This is a genomic window from Ursidibacter maritimus, from assembly GCF_009761395.1.
In the GTDB taxonomy this organism is placed as follows: Bacteria; Pseudomonadota; Gammaproteobacteria; order Enterobacterales; family Pasteurellaceae; genus Ursidibacter; species Ursidibacter maritimus.
This window is the reverse complement of the sequence record NZ_LEKN01000002.1, coordinates 24,347-41,747: the sequence shown is the minus strand read 5'-3', so window position 1 is coordinate 41,747 and position 17,401 is coordinate 24,347. Positions and strand designations below refer to the sequence as shown.

Genomic DNA, 17,401 nt, shown 5'->3' with positions numbered 1-17,401 from the left:
ATGGCAAAAAATCGGAAAAATCACCAATTGATGAAAAACAAAGCAAAATTAAGAAAAAACATTCAAATAGCGGTCAGATTTTATCTCCATTCTAAATCTAGCACTTTTAAAGTCTTAAATCCCCAATGTTGCATTACCTTCTCACGAACTTCCAAATTATCAATCTCCGCAGTACAAAAAGCTTGATTGATTTTTTCCATATCATTTTCTTGATATATTTTATTTTCCAATAATGTTATTACTCGTTTCGCAATCCCATTACCTGGATCAATAAAAAACTTCACGTTAGGTAACAGCTGCTGTAATTCTTGTTTCACTAATGGAAAATGGGTACACCCTAAAATAACGGTATCTAATGTAGGATGTTCCTGCCATTGAGCAATTACTTTTTGTAATCTTTGCATATCAACTTTGCCGGTTTGCTGTTTATACTCAACAATCTCTACTAGATCGGTTGTTCCTATTTTTTCAACGACACACTCGCTCGCATATTGAGTAATAAGATCATCAACATAAGTACGAGAAACCGTCCCTTTAGTTGCCAACAACCCAATTGTCTTAGTCTCGGAAATCATAGCAGCAGGTTTAATCGCTGGGACTGTCCCAACAATATGAAACGGGAATTCTTCTCTCAAGGCAGGTAGCACAACTGTGCTTGCGGTATTACAAGCGACCACAACCATATCAAGCGGGTAGATTTGTGTAATTTTTTGCACAATCAGCTTGGCTCGTTCAATGAGAGTTGGTTCTGATTTTTCTGAATAAGGGAAATAGGCGTTGTCAAAACAATAAAGATAGTGAGCATCAGGCAAACTTTGGCGAATAGCATCATAAATCGTTAATCCGCCCATTCCTGAGTCATATAAAAGAATTGTTGGTTTCATAAATTGGTAAAGCAAATAAATTTGCTCAATGCTACTCCTTTATATCTCAAGGTTCAAACGGAAATTGCGGTAAGAAAAGCTCATAAATTACCAAAGGGTAACCTTTTAAAGATAACAACGAACGTCTCGCATATAATTTAGTCTCGGCATCAAAAGACCATTCCAATGAAATTCGTTCGGGTTGCTGTGGAAATAGCCATAAACCAATAGGGCTTTCTCCCAATTCTAAAACGGGACTAGCGACCATTTCAATCGTCTGTTTCGGCAAAATTGTTTGAGCAAAAATCCAATCTTGCTTATCACCTTTTAATATCACTTCACGCAACCAAGCGGTATGATTTTCGTCATTTTTTGCAAATTGCGGTGAAGATCTCACCGCTTTCCAGCCTTGCTGAGTAATTTCAACATTTAGTTTACCACAAATGGATTGTAGCTTTTGGGTTAAAGAATCCGAATGTAGCAACCAATCAGCAACTTTCTTAGGTAAATTTTTCTCGCCTGTTTGCCAATTTCCATTTTCTAGCAACTTGCGATATAAAGAGAGCTTATCCATTCTTACTACAAATAACTTGTCAGAATTCGGCTTAGTACATCATACCCTTTCTGAGTAAAATGCAGACCATCGTGACACAATTCCAAATCCAATTTACCTTCCGAATTTTCAAAATACTGCCATGTTTTTACATAAATAACATCGCTTACACAATGATTCTCAAGATACTGATTCAACTCTAGAATTTGTGGATTATCAACTGTGGCAATATTATTGACTGGCGTAGCTTCTAATAAATAAAAGCGAGATGTAGGTGATATTTGGCGAAACACTGCAATCATCTCATTGAGCCAATCCAACACCTGTTTCGGTGAATAATCAGGTTCTTTAACAATATCATTCACACCAAGGAAGATAAAAACATCTTTACCCAGTGAATGAATATTCTTTGGTTTCACAATGACATCTAAATATTGGCGAGTACTAGTTCCAGACAACCCTAAATTTGCCACACTTTTACCAGCAAGGTTTGGTGTTCCATCTGGCATATCCCCCCACATATCAAATAAAGAATGTCCCACTAGGGAAATCTCTGCACACTTATCAAACTCTGTGTTTTTCGCTTGATAACGATTAAAAATATCTTGATCACTTAACATTTCATATCTCCTTTAAAGGTACATTTGATTTGGCTAATATAGCATATTTTGTCCCGTATCCCACCTACAAAGCAAATACAAAAAACATTTAAAAACAAACAATTAAAATCCTTAAAACTATTATTTAATCAATTCTGTCAATAATCCTTCTATCCTATTTATCGTTTTTTCTATATTTAATTCAGAATACTTTTCTGAGGTAAATAAATGTAGATCTATACTAGATTAGCAAATATGCCAGTCTAATATAGACCCATATTATTTGTAACCAGTTTTTCATGGCTCTTTTTTATGTTTTATAATTAAATCTTGAAACTATTCCAACTCACCACAGAAACGATAACCTTCACCATGGATAGTGACAATAATTTCTGGTGTATTAGGATGATCTTCAAAATGCTTACGAATACGGCGGATAGTAACATCAACCGTTCTATCGTGTGGTTTTAATTCACGTCCTGTCATTCGTTTCAGTAAATCATCACGAGTCTGAATTTTGCCAGGGTTTTCACAGAAATGAAGTAATGCTCTAAACTCACTACGAGGTAGTTTAATAATATCGCCTTCAGGGTTAATTAAACTACGACTATTTACATCAAGGACCCAGTTATTAAAACGATAACAATCAACCTGTTCAGTTTCTTTAACCGATTTTTCTTTTTCTGACATCGTGCGTTGTAATAAATTTCTTGCACGAATAGTTAATTCTCGAGGGTTAAATGGCTTTGTTATATAATCGTCAGCACCAATTTCTAGCCCAAGAATTTTATCCACTTCATTATCACGCCCAGTTAAAAACATTAAAGCGACATCAGTATTCTCGCGTAATTCTCGAGCCAACATTAAGCCATTTTTACCCGGCAAATTGATATCCATAATGACCAAATGAATAGGATTTTGTGCAAGTATTGAATGCATTTCCACCCCATTAGCAGCTTCAAAAACATCATAACCTTCCGCTTCAAACACATTCTTCAGGGTGTTTCGAGTTACAGCTTCATCTTCAACAATTAAAATTTGTGGGTTTTCCATTTTGTTACTCTTATTAAATCATTATGTTATGTATCGCAATGCATATAAATGTTGCAAACTTGTGCTATTTTACTTGGCATTGTTATAGTTAGAAAACATTTATTTTTACATTTAATTGGCTTTAATCAAATTTTAGCAAAAAAGTCTTAAAATGTTACTTATAAGATACTATTTCTGCTACAAGCTAATATATTCAACAGATATATCAAATAAATTTCTTGCTAAAGAAATTGTTATATTTCTATGGCTTAATATCGCTTGTTTTTCTGCCAAGACAATTCGAATAACAGGGACATCACTTAACCCTAACATTCGACGTTGATTTAAAGCACTCTGTAAGGGTAGGAAACTTGGGTTAAATGCTGCATTTTCAGCATACCGCCCGGTAATAACCTGCTCACCAACCTGTAATGCAACCCCACTTACCGCTTGACTATAGGGTGCATAAGCATTTTCAGCCGCACTAATTGCTGCTTGCATCAAGATATCATCATGCTTTCTAAAAGCGTGATTTTGTGTATCAAATAGAACTTTATCTATGTTTAAGTTTGTAGGTCCAAAAGCATCGGGTAAATAGCTATGTAGTAAATTATTTTGACTATGAGGTAAGTGAATATGTAGCGTAGATGCAGTATTCAGTTCGTTCATAAACTGACGACAATGCCCACAAGGCGTATAATTTACCACCATATCAGTCAATGCTGCTTCACCAGATAACCAAGCATGAGAAATTGCACTTTGTTCTGCGTGAACAGATTGAGCAATAGCATCACTTGCAAACTCATAGTTTGCTCCGAAATAGAATGTTCCTGATTTACCTATGGCTACTGCACCGACATAAAAATTAGAGACAGGCACAACAGCATAACAAGCAGCAACGGGTAAGCAATGTAAAGCGAGCTGTACTGGTGATAAGTCAAATTCTGAACAAAATTGCTCAACAGTTTCAGCAGATAGTTTTGCGTTATATTTTTGCAAAAAAAGTTGTTCAACCACCCGCTTGATTATATATTTATACTCAATATCAGAGCCTTGTTCTATTAGCTGTGTTAAACGTTGTTGTAAGCTCATTATTTTCTCCTTTTTAAATATTTAAAACCTTACTCCCGAGTAATAATTACCCCAACACTATTAGCCTGAGCAACCGCTTTCGGCTTGTGTAATTCAATTCTCAATTTTTTAATACCAAATTCATTTTGTAATAAATCAGCAACTTTATAGGCCACAGTCTCTACCAATTTAAAGGGAGTTTTCTCAACAAAATCAAGGATCTTTTCAGAAACATCTGCATAATTTAAGCAATGTTCTACATTATCTTCAGCAACAGCTTGGCTAAAATCCCACTCCATTTCAATATTAAAAATTAAGCGCTGTTTAATCGTATGTTCCCAATCATAAGCACCTATTGAAGCAAATACAGTTAATTCATTAATAAAAACTTTATCGGTCATCGGATCTTTCCTTATTTTTCTTTTTCAAACTTCAGCGTAGAATATCACATAATTTATCGAAGAAATAAGGGGAAAATATGAGCGTAATCGCTTATGGAGTCATTCTTGTAGCCTATTTATTTGGTTCTATTTCTAGTGCGATCCTTTTTTGTCGCCTTGCTGGATTACCTGACCCAAGAGAACACGGTTCACATAATCCTGGTGCAACAAATGTTTTACGCATAGGAGGGAAATTATCTGCAATTGGTGTGTTGCTATTTGATATTTTAAAAGGACTACTACCCGTTTCAGTTGGTTTTTATTTAGAGTTATCTCCGTCAGAAATAGGCTTTATTGCTCTTGCCGCTTGCTTAGGACATGTTTTCCCTATTTTCTTTGGCTTTCGTGGTGGTAAAGGTGTTGCAACCGCATTTGGCATACTTATCCCAATGGGCTATACAATTTCAGGATTCGCTCTAGGCAGTTGGTTAATAGTATTTTTAATTTCAGGCTATTCATCACTAAGTGCCGTTATAACAGCACTTACAGTCCCTTTGTGCGTATGGTGGTTTAGACCAGAATTTACATTTCCGGTTGCTTTAGTTTGCTGTTTGTTGGTTTATCGTCATCACGATAATATTCAACGCTTATGGCGTGGCCAAGAAGATAAAATCTGGAAGAAAAAGAAATCTAAAAATTAGTTCGTCAATGGCTAAGTGAACAACCATCTTCCCCATTATATAAAAAAATACCCAGCAGTTCGCTGGGTATTTTATCATTTCAATCGCTGAGCTGAGCTTATTCTGAAACTACGTTAATAGTTACAGTTGCATTTACTTCTGCGTGTAAGTGTAACTTCACTTCGTGTTCACCAGTAGTGCGTAACGCACCTTCTGGAAGACGAACTTCGCTTTTTGTTACTGCAACGCCTGCTGCTGTGATTGCATCAGCAATGTCACGAGCACCAACAGAACCGAATAAACGACCATCATCACCTGCTTTTGATGTGATAACGATAGCTGCTAAGTTAGCTAATGATGCCGCACGAGCTTGTGCTGCTGCTAATGCTTCAGCTGCTTTAGCTTCTAATTCTGCACGACGAGCTTCAAAATGAGCAATGTTTGCTGCTGTTGCCATCACTGCTTTACCTTGTGGGATTAAGTAGTTACGAGCAAAACCAGCTTTAACGGTAACTTGGTCACCAACAGTACCAAGTTGAGCAACTTTGTCTAATAAAATAACTTGCATTGTACTCTTCCTCTCTAATTACTGATGGTTGTCAGTGTATGGAAGTAACGCAAGGTAGCGTGCACGCTTGATTGCACGAGCTAATTGACGTTGATACTTCGCACGAGTACCTGTGATACGGCTTGGAACAATTTTGCCGCTTTCTGAAATGTAGTTCTTTAATGTAGCGATATCTTTGTAATCGATTTCAACAACATTTTCCGCTGTGAAACGGCAGAACTTACGACGACGGAAATAACGTGCCATTTGGCTTCTCCTAATCTATAAATTCAATTTGTTCGGTGTGTAATACTAATTGGTGTAAACCATTATAGTTTCTGTGAGTATGAAGAAAACCTTTTACTCTTACTTTAGCACCGACCATTATTTGTTGGGTTATTGTACTAAATTGATTGCCATTCAAAACCACTTCGATTCTGCACCACGCCTGGCGTTGTAAATTTACTTCTTGTTGTACTGAACGATGTTCTAACCAAAAGCGATAATTACTAATACCAATAGGGCTCTGGCTCTGTTTAACTGAACTAGCAACATTACCAGTTAAGATTAAACAGTTATCAATAGACGAACTACTCGTCTGCATCCTCTGCTTCAACTTCAGCTACAGCTTCAGGAGCTTTACGCTCATCTTTAGCTTTAACCATTGGAGATGCTTCAGTTACTGCTGCTTTAGTGTGAACGACTAAGTTACGAAGAACTGCATCGTTATAACGGAAGTTAGTTTCTAACTCATCGATTACGCTTTGTGGCGCTTCTACATTCATTAACACATAGTGTGCTTTATGAAGTTTGTTGATTGGGTAAGCTAATTGACGACGACCCCAATCTTCTAAACGGTGAACTTGACCGCCTGCTTCTGTTACAGAAGCGGTATAACGTTCAATCATACCAGGTACTTGTTCGCTTTGGTCCGGATGAACCATAAAAACGATTTCGTAGTGACGCATTGACTATCCTTACGGGTTTAACAGCCTTCAAGGTTGCCAGCCACCAGCTTTGAAGGCAAGGATTAAAAATTAAGCGTGGCTGAGTGTGCGAATTATACGCACAAAAAAGGATTTTGCAAGGCTGAGTTAGTATCAAGCACGAGTAACTGCATTACATTGCCCATTTTTTAATCTATATTGATATTGGATATGCATCACGATTAGAGCAGAAGATTCGCGAAGATGAATTCTTTTCCTAACTAAGTGATTCTCAACGCTTATTATTTTATTTCACTCTTCATACACTTCCGCTAGAATAGGCAAAATTATAAAAATTTATAGGTAAAGACTATGAAAAAAATTCTACTAACCGCACTTTTAGCGGCTGTCGCTGTCCCCGCTCATTCTGCTGTTGAAAATCCAAATGTCATTACTGAAGATACCGCCTTTAAATCTAGTGTATTGATTGATAATTTAAAGAGCCCTTGGGAAATGCTTTGGGGAGCTGATGGCAATATTTGGCTAACCGAGCGTCAAGGTAAGCAAATTTCTATTGTGAATCCAACATCCGGTGAATATAAAACACTTTATACCTTTGAGAACGCTTTTGCAGCTCCACCACATCAAGGCTTATTAGGAATGGCATTACACCCTAATTTTCTGAAAGGAAAGAACGAAGATTATGTTTATGCCTATTATACCTACACCAATGCAGAAAAAGGTGCTACATCAGAATTTGGTAAAATTGTTCGCTTAACTTATGATACACAAGCACAAAGTCTAAGTGATGAAACTATTATTTTAGACCATTTACCTGCGGGTGATGATCATAATGCAGGGCGTTTAGTTTTCGGTAAAGATGGCAAACTCTATCTCTCGTTAGGCGATAATGGTTATAACCAATATGCGAATAGTTGCAAAGAGATCCGCTCACAAGACATTCCTTCTGTGGAGCAGATCGTACAGGGGGATTTTGATGCTTATCGTGGCAAGATTTTGCGTATCAACACCGATGGCTCAATTCCTGAAGATAACCCTCGTATCAAGGAAATTAAAAGCCACATTTATGCCTATGGGTTTCGTAATCCACAAGGACTAGTTTTTGTTAATGATAAACTATTCAACGTTGATCAAGGCCCAGGAACAGATGATGAAGTCAATTTAGTTGAAGCGGGATCAAACTATGGTTGGCCTCATATTGTAGGTTATCAAGATAATCAAGCGTATCAATATATAAACTACTCTAAAGTAGAAAACTGTGAAAAAGTGCCTCAATATGATGGTGCCGTTGTGCCAAAAGACGTTCAAGTGGTTGCACAAAAAGAAACAGATGTGGAATTAAATCAGTTCAAAGCACCGCTTAAAACATTCTTTACTGTGCCAACTGATTATAATTTCAATGATGCTAAATGTAATGGCGAATATATCTGTTGGCCAACAGTGGCAACCACGAGTATTGCTTACTATCCAAAAGATGGCAAAATCAAGAGTTTCCAAAATGCTTTGCTTGTGACTGGCGTAAAAACAGGTACGCTTTATCGCCTGCCGTTAAATGCCGATGCTAAGCAGGTTCAGGGAGAAGTTATTACCCACTTCCGCACAAACAATCGTTACCGAATGGTACTAGTTAGCCCAGATACAAGTAAAATTTATATTGCTACGGACAGTGCGGGCTATATTATGGGAAAAGATAGCCAACCAACCAAAGAAATGGCAAATAAAGGAGCCATTTTAGTTTTTGAAGCAAAATAGCCTGTTTTCACATAAGTAAGCGGTAAGATTAGCAAAATCTTTTGCAAATCAAAATGCAGAAATTACCGCTTATTTCTTGTAAAATGACGTGTTTTTAAATTTAGTTTAAGGAAGAAAGATGGAATTTCCAATTTGCCCTGCTTGCAAGGGAGAAAATACTTATCACGACTCAATTCAATTCGTTTGTCCTGATTGTAGTAATGAATGGACAGGTGAAGAAGTTGAAAGTCACGATGAAGATCAATTGATCGTTAAAGACAGTAACGGAAACTTGCTCACTGATGGCGATGATGTGATTCTAATTAAAGATCTCAAATTAAAAGGCTCATCTGAAGTATTGAAAAAAGGCACAAAATATAAAGGTATCCGTCTTATTGCAGGCGATCATAATGTAGATTGTGGAAAGCTATTACTCAAGTCTGAGTTTTTGAAAAAGGCGTGATGTGAAATACTTGGTGTTAACTGAGGTTAATGTGATTAACCTTCACAATTTAGTATGTGCATGTAGGGGCAAATGATATTTGCCCCTACATTTTTCCAATAAAAAATAGTTAAAGAAAAATGTTAAGCAGTTCTCATAATTGTTAAAATGTTGTAATGATCTTCATTGTTTAAGCTATAATGCTCTGTCTCATCAGTGGATAAATTTTAGGCTTTTAATATATCATTTATACATCAGATAGATTTTCCTGTTATATTGAATATTTTGTATCTACTTATTATAGGAGAGTTGGGGCTATGTTTGGCTTTGATCCAACAACAACCACATTTCTAATTTATATTATCGGAATGATCTTAATTGGCTTTATTGCCTACCGTTTTACACATAATTTATCAGACTATATTCTTGGTGGTCGCCGTTTGGGGAGCTTTGTAACAGGTCTTTCAGCAGGGGCGTCTGATATGTCAGGTTGGTTGTTGATGGGGCTACCTGGGACAGTTTATGCTGCTGGTTTAGTTGAAGGTTGGATTGCAATTGGCTTAACTATCGGGGCTTATTTAAACTGGCTTTTTGTTGCAGGACGTTTGCGGGTTCATACAGAATATAACGCCAATGCATTGACGTTACCTGATTATTTCCACCATCGTTTTGGTGATAACACTAAAGTCCTAAAAATTGTTTCAGCCAGTATTATTCTTTTCTTCTTTGCCATTTATTGTGCCTCTGGCGTAGTGGCTGGGGCTCGTCTATTTGAAAACTTATTCGGTGTGCCTTATTCGACTGCATTATGGTATGGTGCATTAGCAACAATTATTTATACCTTTATTGGTGGTTTCCTGGCTGTAAGCTGGACAGATACTATCCAAGCGACGTTAATGCTATTTGCACTCTTTTTAACCCCTATTTTTGTGTTAATTCACCTAGGTGGTTTTGAGCAAACACATACTGTGATTATGCAAGCAGGGGAAGCTGTTAATAAAGATTTCACTGACTTATTTACGGGTACAACATTTATCGGACTATTGAGCTTATCCGCTTGGGGATTGGGCTATTTCGGGCAACCGCACATTTTGGCACGTTTTATGGCGGCAGATAGTGTGAGATCTATTCCTAATGCACGTCGTATTAGTATGATTTGGATGATTATTTGCTTATTTGGTGCAGTAGGGATTGGTTTCTTCGGGCAAGCTTATTTCTTTGCCAACCCCGAGCAAGCCACAGTGGTTAATCAGAACCACGAGCAAGTATTCATTGAACTCTCGAAATTATTATTTAACCCTTGGATTGCAGGGATTTTATTATCGGCAATTTTAGCGGCGGTAATGAGTACGTTAAGCTGTCAATTATTGATCTGCTCAAGTGCGATTACCGAAGATTTCTATAAAGGAATGTTACGCCCAAATGCAAGTCAAAAAGAGTTAGTTTGGCTTGGTCGTATTATGGTACTAGTGATTTCGGTATTAGCAATTTTACTGGCTCAAGATCCAAATAGTAAAGTATTAGGTTTAGTTTCTTATGCTTGGGCTGGATTTGGTTGTGCTTTTGGTCCCGTAGTGATTTTATCTCTATTCTGGAGAAGAATGAATGCTGCGGGCGCAATGGCTGGGATGCTAACAGGGGCATTAGTTGTCGTATTTTGGAATGATGTTGTGCCAAATAGCGGTATTTATGAAATGATACCTGGCTTTATTTTAGCAACTATTGCGATTGTGGTTGTATCACTCATTACCCCTGCACCTAAGGCGACAATCACTGACACCTTTGATAAGGCAGAAAAAGCCTATCATTCTGAAATGAGTAAATAAACGGACAAAGACGGTAGGATATATTCCTTCCGTCTTTTTTGTATTTTAAGTATAAAGCGGTCAGATTAAGCTATTTTTTTGCAAGCGTACTGACCTATTCTTCGAGGAGAAATATATGCCAACATCAACTTATCAACTATTGCCGCAAACAGGGATTCGCCCTGTTTTAAGCCAACATTATCGCATTGATGAACAAACATTAGTTCAGCAGTTGTTAGAGCAAGCTAGAACCGATGAATTTTCAGCGGAGATTAAATCTCTAACTAAAAAATTAGTGGAAAAGGTGCGTGTTTCTCGCAAAAAAGCCAGTGGCGTTGATGCGTTGATGCACGAGTTTTCACTTTCTAGCCAAGAAGGTGTAGCGTTAATGTGTTTGGCAGAAGCATTATTGCGTATTCCAGATACTGCCACAGCAGATAAACTCATTCGCGATAAAATTTCAAAAGGTGATTGGCGTTCACATACGGGAAATAGCCCATCTTTATTTGTTAATGCAGCCGCTTGGGGATTAGTGATTACTGGAAAACTAGTTTCTACCCATAGTGAAAGCAGTTTATCCTCTGCACTTTCTCGCTTAATTGCAAAAGGGGGAGAACCTGTTATCCGTAAAGGGGTCGATGTGGCAATGCGTTTGCTCGGTAAGCAGTTTGTGACTGGTGAAACCATTCAACAAGCAATTCAAAATGGTGAAAAACGCTTTGCGATGGGCTATCGTTATAGCTACGATATGTTAGGTGAGGCTGCATTTACTGAAGAAGATGCTAAACGTTACTATGCGGATTATGTTGCTTCTATTCACGCTGTTGGTGCAGTTTCTCGTGGTTTAGGAGTATATAAATCGTCTGGCGTATCAGTTAAATTATCCGCTATTCACCCACGTTATAGTTTGGCACAGCACCAACGAGTAATTGATGAGCTTTACCCACGCTTAAAAGAGCTTTATTTACTGGCAAAACAATATGATATTGGTTTAAACATTGATGCAGAAGAAGCAGATCGTTTAGAACTTTCACTAGATTTAATGGATCGTTTATTAACCGATCCTGATTTAGCTGGTTTTAATGGTATTGGTTTTGTGGTGCAAGCCTATCAAAAACGCTGTCCACATGTGATTGATTATTTAATTGAAAAAGCACGTGAGAATAATCGTCAGTTGATGATCCGTCTAGTAAAAGGGGCATATTGGGATACGGAAGTAAAACGTGCTCAAACGGACTGTGCTGAAGGCTATCCTGTATTCTCGCGTAAAGTCCATACCGATTTAAACTATATCGTTTGTGCAAAAAGATTATTAGCCGCACAAGATGTAATTTATCCGCAATTTGCTACCCACAATGCACAAACACTTTCCACGATTTATCATTTAGCTAAAGGGAAACGTTTTGAGTTCCAATGCTTACACGGAATGGGCGAAACCCTTTACGACCAAGTGGTTGGCGAAAATAATTTAAATGTACAATGTCGTATTTATGCCCCTGTTGGTTCTTATCAAACATTATTGGCTTATTTGGTTCGTCGTCTTTTAGAAAATGGGGCGAATAGCTCATTTGTAAATCAAATTGTAGATGAAAATTTAAGTATTGATGATTTAGCGAAAGATCCCGTTGAGAAAGCTGCAGTAACAGAAGGAACAATGCATCCGAAAATTCCTTTACCTGTGAATCTCTTTGCTGATCAACGTCAAAATTCAAAAGGCTATGATTTAACTGACGCTATTCATTTACAGCAATTACAAGAAAAACTAAATGAACTGGCAACCCAAGAATATCACGCCGCACCACAAATTGCAGATGGTAAATCTGAAAAAGAAGAAAGCCGTCCTGTGTACAACCCTGCTAATGTTTCTGAATTAGTGGGTGAAGTGGTTGATGCCACAGCAGGAGATGTGGCGAAAGCCTTTGAGTTTGCAACTGAATTTAAGTCAGAATGGCAAAATACATCACCAGTTTTGCGTGCTGAAGCCTTGGAGAAAATGGCGGATTTAATGGAAGCGAATATGCCGCAGCTCTTTGATTTGGCGGTGCGTGAAGCGGGTAAAACCTTAAATAATGCGATAGCCGAAGTAAGAGAAGCGGTCGATTTCTGCCGTTATTATGCAAAAGAAGTGCGTGCTAACCCAGAAGGCTATCGTTCTCCAAGAGGTATTGTAGTTGCAATTAGCCCTTGGAACTTCCCTCTCGCCATTTTCGTTGGGGAAGTCTCTTCTGCCTTAGTCGCTGGTAATGTTGTGTTGGCAAAACCTGCGGAACAAACATCACTAATGGCGCATTATGCGGTGAATTTATTCTATCAAGCAGGTATTCCAAAACAGGCATTACAATGCTTACCAGGAAGTGGGAAAGTAGTGGGTTCAGCGTTAGTATCCGATTCTCGTGTTGATGGCGTTATTTTCACAGGTTCAACAGAAACTGCGAAGAATATCAATGCGAATTTGCAAAAATCAGAGAAAATCTTACCGCTTATTGCTGAAACTGGCGGGCAAAATGCGATGATTGTTGATAGCTCAGCATTAGGCGAACAAGTCGTGGCTGATGTACTGAATTCTGCCTTTGATTCGGCAGGACAACGTTGTTCTGCTCTACGTGTACTTTATTTGCAACGTGATGTCGCTGACCATATTTTAACGATGTTGAAAGGGGCGATGGCGGAATTGAAAGTAGGCAGACCACAACAGCTCAATACCGATGTAGGCCCTGTGATTGATAAAATTGCTCAACAACGTTTGTTAGATCATATTGAGAATATCAAAAAGGTGGCAAGTGCCTATTATCAAGTAGCGATTGAGCCTGAAATTGAACAAAATGGCATTTTTGTTCCGCCTACGTTATTAGAAATCGATCATATCAGCCAACTTAAACACGAAGTTTTTGGGCCTGTGCTACACGTTATTCGTTTTGATGCGGATAAATTACCGCAGGTAATGGCAGACATCAATTCAACAGGTTTTGGCTTAACTAGTGGCTTACATAGCCGCATTGATGAAACGGTCGATCTCTGGATTGATACGATCCACGCAGGTAATTTATACGTCAATCGTAACACAGTTGGTGCTGTGGTAGGTGTACAACCATTTGGTGGAATGGGGTTATCTGGAACAGGCCCGAAAGCTGGTGGTCCATTATATTTACAACGTCTAGTCAATCGCTCTGAATGGAAATTAGCTGGTTTAGAAGGTGGAAATACTGTTGATACAACATCACTTGTAACGGGGATCAATAATGTGCTATCTGGCACAGAACGCCAAAATGCACTTGATTTAGTCCAAAGCCTTAGCCGTCAATCTCCTCTTGGTAAGATCTTCAAAATGCAAGGTATTACAGGGGAAAATAACTTTATGCAATTTGAATCTCGTCCTGTGGTTGCAATCGGTAACGGCTCACTTTATCAGCAAATTCAAGCACTCATCGCGATTGTAGTATGTGGAAGTAAAGCTGTGGTTACTCGCAATAGTGAGCTTGCCAAACAATCTACTCAATTTGCTAGCAATGTGATCGTTGTTGATGATTTGAATAGCCTTGCAAATCTCAGCACATTGATTGTGTTAGATCCACTTTCAGTGGAAGAAAAATCACATTATGCAACACGTTCAGGGGCCATTTTAACCTATGTGGAAAATCTCGATTTGGCTTTATCGCTGTTCCCATTGGTTCACGAAAAAGCTGTCAGTATTAACACCGCAGCTGCGGGTGGAAATGCGAGCTTAATGAGCGAGATGGATTAAAATAAAGTCACCTAAATGCTAAATTTCAAGCGGTCGGAATATCTCTACTTTTTGCAAAATGAGTAGAAAATTCGGCCGCTTGTTATCACTATATGTTGTGCTGCATGAAAAATAACACACAATATATTGTTATAAAATCCTCTTTTTATTTACAAAAGAATTTTCCTTTAAAAATCAAATACTCACTACGAGCTGATTGGGTTGTTGATTTGTCAAGACCTTGTTTTAATAAAAAATATCACTAGAATACGCCGATATTTTACATCTCAGATAGAAGGTCTAATTCACCATGTCTCGCAATATTTTTGAAAAACGTTTGCAAATTAAACCTTACGAATATCCTGAACTACTCGAATTTAAAGATGCTATCCGCCACTCTTATTGGTTGCATACAGAGTTTAATTTTACAGGCGATATTCAAGATTATCGTACCAACATTAATGATCACGAACGTCACGTTCTGACTCGTACAATGCTCGCAATTTCTCAAGTTGAAGTGAGTGTAAAACGTTTCTGGGGTGATTTATATCGTTATTTTCCAAAACCTGAAATTGATGATGTAGGTGGAACTTTCGCTGAAAGTGAAGTTCGCCATAAAGATGCGTATTCATTTTTGCTTGAAAAATTAGGCTTAAATGAGATGTTCACACAGATCACCGATATTGAACCTTTAATGGCGCGTATTCGTTATATGGAAGATTTTATGCGTGATAAAGACGATGGTCAGGATCGTTTTGTGTTATCACTCGTATTATTCTCACTGTTTGTTGAGCATATTTCGTTATTTGGGCAATTCCTTGTGATGATGTCGTTCAATAAACATCGTAATTTATTTAAAGGGATTTCAAATGCCGTTGAAGCAACGTCAAAAGAAGAAGAAATTCACGGGCGTTTTGGCATCGCACTTTATGAAATTTTGCGTGATGAGCATTCTGACCTTTTCACTCCTGAATTTTATGAAGAACTAAAAATCCTTGCTGCTCAGGCATTAGAAGCAGAGCGTGGCATTTTAGATTGGATCTTCGAAGAAGGTGATTTAAGCTTTATTAGCCGCAAAACTGTCGAGAATTATATTATGCACCGTTATAATAATTCTTTGATCGCATTAGGCTTAGAACCGCCACACGACATTGATCCTGAAATGTTGAAAGAAACAGAGTGGTTTGATATTGAGATCCTTTCGACTAAAGAAACTGATTTCTTTAACAAACGTAGTACCGATTACAGTAAAAAAATGAAGCAGATTACCGCCGATGACTTATTCTAACGCTTACTATCAGCCGAAGTTATTTGAGCTCGGCTACACAGACGAAAACCGTCCCGATTTCCACTGGTTAAATGATGATAGCCGCTTATTTTTACAACGTGGCTACCTGTTAGAAGGCACAACTGCCTTAGAACGTATCCGCTTTATTGCCGAACACGCCGAACGCAAATTAGGCATTGAAGGCTATGCGGATAAATTCTATCACTATATGGCTCGTGGATATTTTTCTCTCTCCTCGCCAATTTGGTCTAACTTTGGTTTAGATCGTGGTTTACCTATTTCTTGTTTTGGTAGCTATATTGGCGACTCCATTCACGAAATTATGGTAACGACCGCAGAAGTCGGAATGATGAGCAAAATTGGTGGTGGAACCTCTGCCTATTTTGGCGATATTCGTCCTCGTGGTAGTGCCATTAAAAATAATGGTAAGTCAGACGGTTCTTTTAACTTTAGTAAGTTGTTTGATACAGTCATTGATGTTATTTCTCAAGGTACATCTCGCAAAGGTCAATTCGCTGGTTATATTGATATTGAACACGGCGATATTGATGAGTGGCTAGATATTCACACTGAAGGTAATCCAATTCAGTTAATGTACTATGGGGTTTGTGTTGGACACGACTGGCTTGAGTCAATGAAAGCAGGTGATCCATACAAGCGCCAACTTTGGGCAAAACTTTTGCAGCGTAAAACAGAAACGGGTATTCCATATTTATTCTTTAAAGATAATGCCAATGCTGGTCGCCCAGATGTGTACAAAGATAAAAATATGACGGTTCATGCATCAAATCTTTGTACCGAAATTATGTTGCCTTCTAGTGATGATGAGAGCTTTGTTTGTTGCTTATCATCAATGAATTTACTCTATTTTGATGAGTGGAAAGATACTGATGCACCAGAAGTACTCACCTATTTCTTAGATGTAGTAATGTCTGAATTTATTGAGAAAAGTGCAGAAATGCCATTTTTAGATCGTGCAAATCGTTTTGCTCGCAGACATCGTGCGTTAGGTTTAGGTGTATTAGGTTGGCATAGCTATTTACAGGCAAATAATATTGCTTTTGATAGCTTTGAAGCGATGCAGAAGAATAATATTATTTTTAAAACGCTCCAAGAAAAAACTTTGCAAGCGTCAAAAGAACTTGCGCAACGTTTTGGAGAGCCAGAGTTATTGAAAGGTTATGGTCGCCGCAATACCACGTTATTGAGTATTGCCCCAACCAAATCAAGTAGTTTTATTTTAGGTAGCGTATCACCTTCCGTTGAGCCATTTAAGTCAAACTACTATGTGAAAGATTTGGCGAAAATTAAAACCGTTTATAAGAATCCATTCTTAGAAAAACTATTACAAGAGAAAGGTATTGATACTCAAGAGATTTGGGACAGTATTTTACTCAATGATGGCTCTGTGCAACACCTTTCACAATTATCGGATCAAGAGAAAGAAGTCTTTAAAACCTTCTCTGAAATCAGTCAATTAAGTGTGATTCAACAAGCCGCACAGCGTCAAAAATATATCGATCAAGGGCAAAGTATCAACATTATGGTTCACCCAGCAACTCCAGCTCGTGATCTGAACCAGTTATACTTAACTGCAGAAGAACTTGGTTTAAAATCAATTTACTACCAATATTCAATGAGTGCCGCCCAAGTATTCAACCGCAACTTACTCAGTTGCAGCAGCTGTGAAGGCTAAATAAACGCTACAAGCGGTGAGATTTCTGTAAAATTTTGCAAGGATC

At 38.0% G+C, this 17,401-nt stretch carries 17 protein-coding genes; 7 read left to right on the top strand and 10 right to left on the bottom strand.

What is annotated here, in order from left to right; genetic code table 11:
• Positions 1–80: 80 nt before the first annotated feature.
• From murI to folB, 6 genes are all read right to left on the bottom strand, one after another.
• Entirely contained in the window at positions 81–884 is an 804-nt protein-coding gene (gene murI, locus A1D26_RS02155) for a glutamate racemase (RefSeq protein ID WP_157402474.1), read from the bottom strand.
• A 46-nt stretch (positions 885–930) separates the two neighbouring features.
• The gene (locus A1D26_RS02150) at positions 931–1,437 is read right to left on the bottom strand and encodes a chorismate--pyruvate lyase family protein (RefSeq protein WP_157402473.1); all 507 of its coding nucleotides are present in this window, start codon (positions 1,435–1,437) and stop codon (positions 931–933) included.
• Between the two features lie 5 nt (positions 1,438–1,442).
• Entirely contained in the window at positions 1,443–2,036 is a 594-nt protein-coding gene (locus A1D26_RS02145) for an SGNH/GDSL hydrolase family protein (RefSeq protein ID WP_157402472.1), read from the bottom strand.
• 315 nt (positions 2,037–2,351) lie between these two features.
• The gene (arcA, locus tag A1D26_RS02135; RefSeq protein WP_157402471.1) at positions 2,352–3,068 is read right to left on the bottom strand and encodes a two-component system response regulator ArcA; all 717 of its coding nucleotides are present in this window, start codon (positions 3,066–3,068) and stop codon (positions 2,352–2,354) included.
• 177 nt (positions 3,069–3,245) lie between these two features.
• Positions 3,246–4,139, bottom strand: a complete 894-nt coding sequence (gene cdd, locus A1D26_RS02130) for a cytidine deaminase (RefSeq protein WP_157402470.1) — start codon at positions 4,137–4,139, stop codon at positions 3,246–3,248.
• 29 nt (positions 4,140–4,168) lie between these two features.
• On the bottom strand, positions 4,169–4,519 hold the full coding sequence (folB, locus tag A1D26_RS02125; RefSeq protein WP_157402469.1) for a dihydroneopterin aldolase: 351 nt from the start codon (positions 4,517–4,519) through the stop codon (positions 4,169–4,171).
• A 77-nt stretch (positions 4,520–4,596) separates the two neighbouring features.
• Here folB and plsY point away from each other — a divergent pair, with 77 nt between their 5' ends.
• Positions 4,597–5,199: a glycerol-3-phosphate 1-O-acyltransferase PlsY gene (gene plsY / locus A1D26_RS02120; RefSeq protein WP_157402468.1), complete on the top strand. Its 603-nt coding sequence runs from the start codon at positions 4,597–4,599 to the stop codon at positions 5,197–5,199.
• A gap of 97 nt (positions 5,200–5,296) precedes the next feature.
• Here the strand turns inward: plsY and rplI are convergent, their stop codons facing one another.
• Genes rplI through rpsF form a run of 4 tightly spaced genes read right to left on the bottom strand, consistent with a single transcriptional unit; the run spans position 5,297 to position 6,693 of the window.
• Positions 5,297–5,746, bottom strand: coding sequence for a 50S ribosomal protein L9 (gene rplI, locus A1D26_RS02115; RefSeq protein WP_157395510.1), 450 nt, complete (start codon positions 5,744–5,746; stop codon positions 5,297–5,299).
• An 18-nt stretch (positions 5,747–5,764) separates the two neighbouring features.
• Entirely contained in the window at positions 5,765–5,992 is a 228-nt protein-coding gene (rpsR, locus tag A1D26_RS02110; protein ID WP_005598105.1) for a 30S ribosomal protein S18, read from the bottom strand.
• A gap of 10 nt (positions 5,993–6,002) precedes the next feature.
• Entirely contained in the window at positions 6,003–6,329 is a 327-nt protein-coding gene (gene priB, locus A1D26_RS02105; RefSeq protein WP_157402467.1) for a primosomal replication protein N, read from the bottom strand.
• Positions 6,316–6,693, bottom strand: coding sequence for a 30S ribosomal protein S6 (rpsF, locus tag A1D26_RS02100; RefSeq protein ID WP_157402466.1), 378 nt, complete (start codon positions 6,691–6,693; stop codon positions 6,316–6,318). Before rpsF ends, priB begins: the two co-directional genes overlap by 14 nt.
• A 330-nt stretch (positions 6,694–7,023) precedes the next feature.
• Here rpsF and A1D26_RS02095 point away from each other — a divergent pair, with 330 nt between their 5' ends.
• From A1D26_RS02095 to A1D26_RS02070, 6 genes are all read left to right on the top strand, one after another.
• Positions 7,024–8,424 (top strand): glucose/sorbosone family PQQ-dependent dehydrogenase, encoded by a 1,401-nt coding sequence (locus A1D26_RS02095; protein ID WP_157402465.1) that lies wholly within the window; start codon positions 7,024–7,026, stop codon positions 8,422–8,424.
• Positions 8,425–8,542: 118 nt separating this feature from the next.
• Entirely contained in the window at positions 8,543–8,866 is a 324-nt protein-coding gene (locus A1D26_RS02090) for a zinc ribbon domain-containing protein YjdM (RefSeq protein ID WP_157402464.1), read from the top strand.
• 296 nt (positions 8,867–9,162) lie between these two features.
• Positions 9,163–10,671, top strand: a complete 1,509-nt coding sequence (gene putP / locus A1D26_RS02085; protein WP_157402463.1) for a sodium/proline symporter PutP — start codon at positions 9,163–9,165, stop codon at positions 10,669–10,671.
• A 115-nt stretch (positions 10,672–10,786) separates the two neighbouring features.
• Positions 10,787–14,392, top strand: a complete 3,606-nt coding sequence (putA, locus tag A1D26_RS02080) for a bifunctional proline dehydrogenase/L-glutamate gamma-semialdehyde dehydrogenase PutA (protein ID WP_157402462.1) — start codon at positions 10,787–10,789, stop codon at positions 14,390–14,392.
• A 289-nt stretch (positions 14,393–14,681) separates the two neighbouring features.
• The gene (locus tag A1D26_RS02075) at positions 14,682–15,659 is read left to right on the top strand and encodes a ribonucleotide-diphosphate reductase subunit beta (RefSeq protein WP_157402461.1); all 978 of its coding nucleotides are present in this window, start codon (positions 14,682–14,684) and stop codon (positions 15,657–15,659) included.
• A complete protein-coding gene (locus A1D26_RS02070; protein ID WP_157402460.1) occupies positions 15,646–17,355 on the top strand; it encodes a ribonucleoside-diphosphate reductase subunit alpha in 1,710 nt (569 codons plus the stop codon). The genes A1D26_RS02075 and A1D26_RS02070 overlap by 14 nt, the downstream gene beginning before the upstream one ends.
• The last annotated feature ends 46 nt before the right edge of the window (positions 17,356–17,401 follow it).

Coding starts and splice junctions, on each gene's coding strand:
- murI (WP_157402474.1), bottom strand. CDS start 884: ATGAAACCAACAATTCTTTTATATGACTCAGGAATGGGCGGATTAACG.
- A1D26_RS02150 (WP_157402473.1), bottom strand. CDS start 1,437: ATGGATAAGCTCTCTTTATATCGCAAGTTGCTAGAAAATGGAAATTGG.
- A1D26_RS02145 (WP_157402472.1), bottom strand. CDS start 2,036: ATGTTAAGTGATCAAGATATTTTTAATCGTTATCAAGCGAAAAACACA.
- arcA (WP_157402471.1), bottom strand. CDS start 3,068: ATGGAAAACCCACAAATTTTAATTGTTGAAGATGAAGCTGTAACTCGA.
- cdd (WP_157402470.1), bottom strand. CDS start 4,139: ATGAGCTTACAACAACGTTTAACACAGCTAATAGAACAAGGCTCTGAT.
- folB (WP_157402469.1), bottom strand. CDS start 4,519: ATGACCGATAAAGTTTTTATTAATGAATTAACTGTATTTGCTTCAATA.
- plsY (WP_157402468.1), top strand. CDS start 4,597: ATGAGCGTAATCGCTTATGGAGTCATTCTTGTAGCCTATTTATTTGGT.
- rplI (WP_157395510.1), bottom strand. CDS start 5,746: ATGCAAGTTATTTTATTAGACAAAGTTGCTCAACTTGGTACTGTTGGT.
- rpsR (WP_005598105.1), bottom strand. CDS start 5,992: ATGGCACGTTATTTCCGTCGTCGTAAGTTCTGCCGTTTCACAGCGGAA.
- priB (WP_157402467.1), bottom strand. CDS start 6,329: ATGCAGACGAGTAGTTCGTCTATTGATAACTGTTTAATCTTAACTGGT.
- rpsF (WP_157402466.1), bottom strand. CDS start 6,693: ATGCGTCACTACGAAATCGTTTTTATGGTTCATCCGGACCAAAGCGAA.
- A1D26_RS02095 (WP_157402465.1), top strand. CDS start 7,024: ATGAAAAAAATTCTACTAACCGCACTTTTAGCGGCTGTCGCTGTCCCC.
- A1D26_RS02090 (WP_157402464.1), top strand. CDS start 8,543: ATGGAATTTCCAATTTGCCCTGCTTGCAAGGGAGAAAATACTTATCAC.
- putP (WP_157402463.1), top strand. CDS start 9,163: ATGTTTGGCTTTGATCCAACAACAACCACATTTCTAATTTATATTATC.
- putA (WP_157402462.1), top strand. CDS start 10,787: ATGCCAACATCAACTTATCAACTATTGCCGCAAACAGGGATTCGCCCT.
- A1D26_RS02075 (WP_157402461.1), top strand. CDS start 14,682: ATGTCTCGCAATATTTTTGAAAAACGTTTGCAAATTAAACCTTACGAA.
- A1D26_RS02070 (WP_157402460.1), top strand. CDS start 15,646: ATGACTTATTCTAACGCTTACTATCAGCCGAAGTTATTTGAGCTCGGC.